The following is a 500-nucleotide window of genomic DNA, read 5'->3' on the forward strand; positions in this document are numbered from 1 at the left end:
TTCATTTCTTGTTTACGGAGAAATGAAACAGTGTGTCGTTTCAATTTTCAGCTTGATCCAGATTTTTAAAGAGCAAAACTTCGCAGTGAACCTTTTCAGGTACACTCTGAAGTTTTCTTGTGTTTTTGCAGTAAAGGATGGTGGAGCTATGCGGGATCGAACCGCAGACCTCCTGCGTGCAAAGCAGGCGCTCTCCCAGCTGAGCTATAGCCCCATCGTAGTTAAATCTCGTTTAACCTTAATTTCTGTTGAGGCAAGGCGTGGTGACGCGAAGCATACTGAAGTATGTGAGCGTCGCCGCAACGCAGCATCAGCAGAAATTTGGTAGGCCTGAGTGGACTTGAACCACCGACCTCACCCTTATCAGGGGTGCGCTCTAACCACCTGAGCTACAAGCCTGCAGAGATTTTCTTACTGCTAATTTTCATCAGACAATCTGTGTGAGCACTACAAAGAACGTTTCTTTAAGGTAAGGAGGTGATCCAACCGCAGGTTCCCCT

General features: G+C 46.8%; 2 tRNA genes. Both read right to left on the reverse strand.

The features are described from left to right. Positions 1-138: 138 nt before the first annotated feature. Positions 139-214 (reverse strand) — tRNA-Ala (locus N0B36_RS24380). A 108-nt stretch (positions 215-322) separates the two neighbouring features. Beyond that, positions 323-399 (reverse strand) — tRNA-Ile (locus N0B36_RS24385). Positions 400-500 lie beyond the last annotated feature (101 nt).

It is taken from the genome of Citrobacter sp. XY323 (genome assembly GCF_025106035.1).
In the GTDB taxonomy this organism is placed as follows: domain Bacteria; phylum Pseudomonadota; class Gammaproteobacteria; order Enterobacterales; family Enterobacteriaceae; genus Citrobacter; species Citrobacter braakii.